The organism is Bacteroides sp. (assembly GCF_052357945.1).
Classification (GTDB): Bacteria; Bacteroidota; Bacteroidia; order Bacteroidales; family Bacteroidaceae; genus Bacteroides.
In genome coordinates, this window is record NZ_DAWCXD010000218.1 from 1 (window position 1) to 5,191 (window position 5,191).

Annotated in this window: 5 protein-coding genes; 2 read left to right on the top strand and 3 right to left on the bottom strand. The window is 45.3% G+C overall.

Going from position 1 to position 5,191, the window contains the following annotated elements; translation table 11 throughout:
- Together ACT8YW_RS21585 and rodA are read left to right on the top strand one after the other, a co-directional pair.
- The coding region (locus tag ACT8YW_RS21585; RefSeq protein WP_444107095.1) for a penicillin-binding transpeptidase domain-containing protein at positions 1-660 on the top strand (660 nt) is incomplete at its 5' end.
- Complete coding sequence (gene rodA / locus ACT8YW_RS21590; protein WP_444107096.1) at positions 641-2,098, top strand: rod shape-determining protein RodA; 1,458 nt, start codon at positions 641-643, stop codon at positions 2,096-2,098. The genes ACT8YW_RS21585 and rodA, both read left to right, overlap by 20 nt.
- Before the next feature lie 3 nt (positions 2,099-2,101).
- Here the strand turns inward: rodA and gldH are convergent, their stop codons facing one another.
- From gldH to ACT8YW_RS21605, 3 genes are all read right to left on the bottom strand, one after another.
- A complete protein-coding gene (gene gldH / locus ACT8YW_RS21595) occupies positions 2,102-2,575 on the bottom strand; it encodes a gliding motility lipoprotein GldH (RefSeq protein ID WP_444107097.1) in 474 nt (157 codons plus the stop codon).
- Positions 2,553-4,058: a PSP1 domain-containing protein gene (locus ACT8YW_RS21600; RefSeq protein WP_444107098.1), complete on the bottom strand. Its 1,506-nt coding sequence runs from the start codon at positions 4,056-4,058 to the stop codon at positions 2,553-2,555. Before ACT8YW_RS21600 ends, gldH begins: the two co-directional genes overlap by 23 nt.
- Positions 4,059-4,072: 14 nt before the next feature.
- A partial coding sequence (locus tag ACT8YW_RS21605) for a DNA polymerase III subunit (RefSeq protein WP_444107099.1) occupies positions 4,073-5,191 on the bottom strand: 1,119 nt, incomplete at its 5' end.

Sequence of the window (5,191 nt, forward strand, 5' to 3'; positions counted from 1 at the left end):
ACGGTCTGGAAAGACCACATGGTTTCGCAGGGATTTGGCTACAAACTGGGAGTCGATTTGCCGGGAGAGAAACGAGGATTGATTCCGAATGCACAATTCTACGATAAAGCCTATCGCGGACATTGGAACGGATTGACTGTAATCAGTATCTCTATCGGACAGGGAGAGATTCTGTCCACTCCCCTTCAAATAGCCAACTTAGGAGCGACGATTGCCAACAGAGGATATTTCGTGACACCGCATATTGTAAAGGAAATCCAGGATAACCAGCTAGACAGCATCTATCGTGTACCGCGTTATACCACTATTGAGAAGAGACATTATGAATCAGTGGTAGAAGGGATGCGTGGCGCGGCCACCGGCGGTACCTGCCGTATGCTGTCCGTGATGGTTCCGGGGCTGGAGGCTTGTGGTAAAACTGGTACTGCACAGAATCGTGGGCACGACCACTCGGTATTTATGGGCTTTGCACCTATGAATAAACCCAAGATAGCTATTGCCGTCTATGTGGAGAATGGTGGTTGGGGAGCTACTTATGGTGTGCCGGTTGGTGCGTTGATGATGGAGCAATATATAAACGGGAAGTTATCACCGGAAAATGAATTAAGAGCGGAAGAAATTAGTAACAGAGTGATATTGTATGGTAACGAGGAACGATAGTTTGTGGAAATCACTGGACTGGGTAACGATTTTTATTTACCTGCTCCTAATTGTTGGCGGATGGTTCAGCGTTTGCGGAGCCAGCTACGACTATGGTGAACGTGACTTCCTGGATTTTTCAACCCGTGCTGGTAAACAGTTTGTGTGGATTATCTGCTCCTTCGGACTTGGATTTGTTTTGTTGATGCTGGAAGACCGTATGTATGATATGTTCGCGTACATTATATATGTGGGGATGATTCTCTTGCTCATCGTTACCATCTTCATAGCGCCGGACACAAAAGGCTCACGCTCCTGGCTGGTGATGGGGCCTGTTAGCTTGCAACCTGCAGAGTTTGCCAAGTTTGCTACGGCCTTGGCTTTGGCCAAATATATGAATTCTTATTCATTCAGCATCAAAAAAGAAAAATGTGCCTTTATCCTGGGATTCATCATTCTTCTTCCGATGTTATTGATTATCGGCCAGCGGGAGACAGGTTCTGCATTGGTTTATCTCGCCTTTTTTCTGGTTCTTTACCGTGAAGGAATGCCGGGAGTAGTACTTTTTGCAGGTGTATGCGCCGTAATCTATTTTGTGGTCGGCATCCGTTTTGATGAAGTATTTATAGCCGATACTCCTACGCCACTAGGCGAATTTATCGTATTACTATTGATTCTCTTATTTGCTGGTGGCATGGTGTGGGTATATCGCAAGAAATGGCCTGCTACCCGTAATATCATTGGTGGAAGTCTGGTCATATTGCTGATAGCCTATTTAATATCGGAATATTGGGTACACTTTAGCCTGGTTTGGGTGCAATGGGCGCTTTGTGCTGTTGTGATAGGCTATTTGATTTATCTGGCATTAAGTGAGCGGCAACGTACTTATTTCCTGATTGCGCTGTTTACAATCGGTTCTATCGGCTTCCTGTATTCCAGTAATTATGTATTTGATAATATATTGGAATCTCATCAACAAGTCCGTATAAAGGTAGTGCTTGGTTTAGAAGAAGATTTGACCGGTGCCGGATATAACGTGAACCAATCTAAGATTGCCATTGGTTCCGGCGGACTAACAGGGAAAGGATTCCTGAATGGTACGCAAACGAAATTGAAGTACGTGCCCGAACAGGATACTGACTTTATTTTTTGTACAGTAGGTGAAGAACAAGGTTTTGTGGGTTCGGCTGCTGTCCTGCTGGCTTTCCTTATTTTGATTTTGCGATTAATCTTCCTGGCCGAACGGCAGACTTCCAATTTTGGCCGGGTTTATGGATATTCGGTCGTCAGTATTTTCCTTTTCCACTTATTTATCAATGTCGGTATGGTACTGGGGCTGACTCCGGTAATTGGTATTCCATTGCCTTTCTTTAGCTATGGAGGCTCTTCCTTATGGGGATTTACGATATTGTTGTTCATCTTCCTGCGGATTGATGCTGGTCGTGGCAGAAGGCTTTAACTTTTACTGTTTTTCAATACGGATACCTACGTCGCTCAATCCTTGTAGCTTTTCATCTTTCATTCCGTTTATCACTTTGATTGTGTAGTTGCCGGAACGCAAGGGGAGGACAGACTTGATAAAAGTTTCCGATTGGTAAATACTTCCCCATCCGTGTCCCGTCCATCTTCCTGTAGAATCAGCCAGACTGAAAGCAATGGTATCAGTACGCCATACGGTAGAATCCTGTAGATTCTGACTGATAAATAAATGGAGGTCATGATAAGGATATTCTATTCTGTTGCGGACTTCCGCAAAAAGCCGGAGGGTAGTGGGAATACTGTCGGTGATAGGAATCTGAAAAGAGAGTGTATCACTCTTTCCCCATCCCTCGTCGGGAAGGGATTGATAAGAGTGATACACCGTATTTTCATTGCAGGCTGTCAGTAAGCAAGCGCTGAATAGAACGAATAAACTATTCCTGAGTAGGCTTTTCATTATTTGGCAGTTTCTCCTGATTCTGATTTCTTTCCGGTCTGGAAGGACGCTCCTGATTAGGACGGCGTTCCTGACGTTCCTGTCCTTGCTGTTCCCGTTGGCGGTCTTGTTGCTGCGGGCGTTCCTGACCTTGTGGACGTTCTTGGTTCTGTCCCCTTTCCGGACGTCTGCTTTCGTTGTTCCGTCCCTGATTCTGTCCTCTGTTTCGGTTGTTATTGTTATTTCTCGGACGGTTATCTCTTTCCCCTCTGTTGCCGTTCTCTGACGACTGCGGTCGGTTATCATTCTCCCGTTGAGGTTGTTGCGGACGATTTCCGCCTTCCGCTTGTTGTTGCGGGCGATTGCCGTTATTATTACTATTATTGTTTCCCTTCTTCTTCTTTTTATTGTTCCGGTTAGCGTTGTTGCCGCCATCTTTATTATTCCGGCTGCGATCGAAGCGGGTCACACTTTCCTGTTCCAGCAAGTCAATAGGTTTTTTCGGTTCCGGTTTCTTTTCTTCTTCGATCAAGCTGTCCGGTTTCATCCCTTTCTTATTCATGGAGATGACTTCAAAAGCACGTTTGCCGCTGATTGTAACCAAATTGGCAGGGAAATTCTTATCCGTAGAGTAAGAAACCTGGTTGCTTAGAATATCCGCCTTGAAGAAATAGAAAGTGCCATCCTTTGTTTCCAACTCTATCTCTCTCGAAGGAAGTCGTTTTTGAGCTTCTACATAACAGTCTACCTCATAGTTCAGGCAACATTTTAGTTTAGCACATTGTCCGGCAAGTTTTTGTGGATTTAGTGAAATGTCCTGAAAACGGGCAGCACTGGTAGACACAGAAACAAAACTCGTCATCCATGTGGCACAGCAGAGCTCGCGTCCGCACGGACCGATTCCACCGATACGTCCGGCTTCCTGACGGGCACCGATTTGTTTCATTTCAATACGTACGCGGAAAGCTTCGGCCAATACTTTGATTAACTGACGGAAGTCTACCCGTTCATCAGCGATGTAGTAGAAAATAGCCTTATTACCATCTCCCTGATACTCCACGTCACCGATTTTCATATCCAGATTGAGGTTCAATGCAATTTGGCGTGCACGGATCATGGTAGCATGTTCTTTGGCTTTCGCTTCGTTGAACTTTTCCATATCCACTGGCTTCGCTTTCCGGTAGACACGTTTGATTTCCGTGTCTGCCTTGAAGTTTGCTTTCTTCATTTGCAGCGGAACGAGCCGGCCCGTCAATGTAACTACTCCGATGTCATGACCCGGAGCTGCTTCTACGGCAACTACATCTCCTTTTTCCAGCTTAATCTTGTTGCTGTTCCGAAAATATCCCTTCCGGGTATTCTTGAACTGCACTTCTACCATGTCACTCTCCTCCGCATTGCCTGGTATATCTGCTAGCCAGTCGTAGGTATTCAGTTTTTTATCTTGTCGGGAACATCCTTTGCAGCAAAGGCCGCCGCTCCCATTATGAAGTTTATATTCCATAAGTTATATATTTATTATTGCTTCAACAGTACGATCATCTTCAATGAGAAGTCGAAGAATACCATTTTAGCATTTACGTTCTGTTCTATATGTAGCTGCGCTTCGCTTAATTCGTCCATGATGCCCATCACATTACGTTCGTTGACAAAAGGTGCAAAGCGAGTTGCGAAATTCTGTTCGTTAATGGTCATATACGTCAGGTTGCGCTGGTGCAGGTTAAAGATAAAGTTTTCGCGGATCATGCGCTGGCAATATTCCAGAAAGTTTTTCTGGCGTTCGCGTCCCATGCTGGCCACCTGTTCGCTCCACATTTTCATCTCCTTTATTTTCCGTTGATAGGACAAGCGCATCAGGTTGACGAAGAGCTCGAAGAATAACTGATTCTCCTCATTCAGATGAATCGTTTCGAGTGCCTTGACAAAATTCCCGTTTGCCAAATGAGCAATCGAGATACTGTCCGCAGGCTGAACATGATATTTACTCTGCAATACCCGGTCGATACTGGCCTCGTCTATTTTTCGCACATTCATACGTTGGGTACGGCTCAAAATGGTAGGCAGAATCATATCCGGAGCTTCGGATACCAACAGAAAAATCGTCTTTTCGGGTGGCTCTTCAAGCAGTTTCAGCAACTTATTGGCGCATACCGGGTGCATTTTCTCGGGCAACCATACAATCGTAATCTTGAATCCTCCTTCACTGGATTTCAGACTGAGCTTCTTCAGGATCTCATCGCTCTCTTTAGCATAAATCAGCGCTTGAGAGTTCTCCGCATCCATTTCACCCAACCAATGGTTGAGGTTAAAATAAGGATTGTTAATAACAAATGGCCGCCAATCGGCAATATAGTCATCGCACACTTCTTTCTTTCCTTTCGCACTTTTCACGATGGGGAATACGAAATGTACATCCGGATGTACCAGCTTATTGAATTTCACACAAGACGGACAGACACCGCAAGCATCTTCCTCGCCCCGATTGGTGCAACTGATGTAGCGTGCGTATGCGATAGCCAATGGCATTTTACCAACTCCCTCGGGACCGCAAATGAGTTGGGCATGTGGAATACGCCCCTCGTTCACTTCCTGAATGAGTCGTTGCTTGATTTCTTCTTGTCCGATTACGTCTCTGAA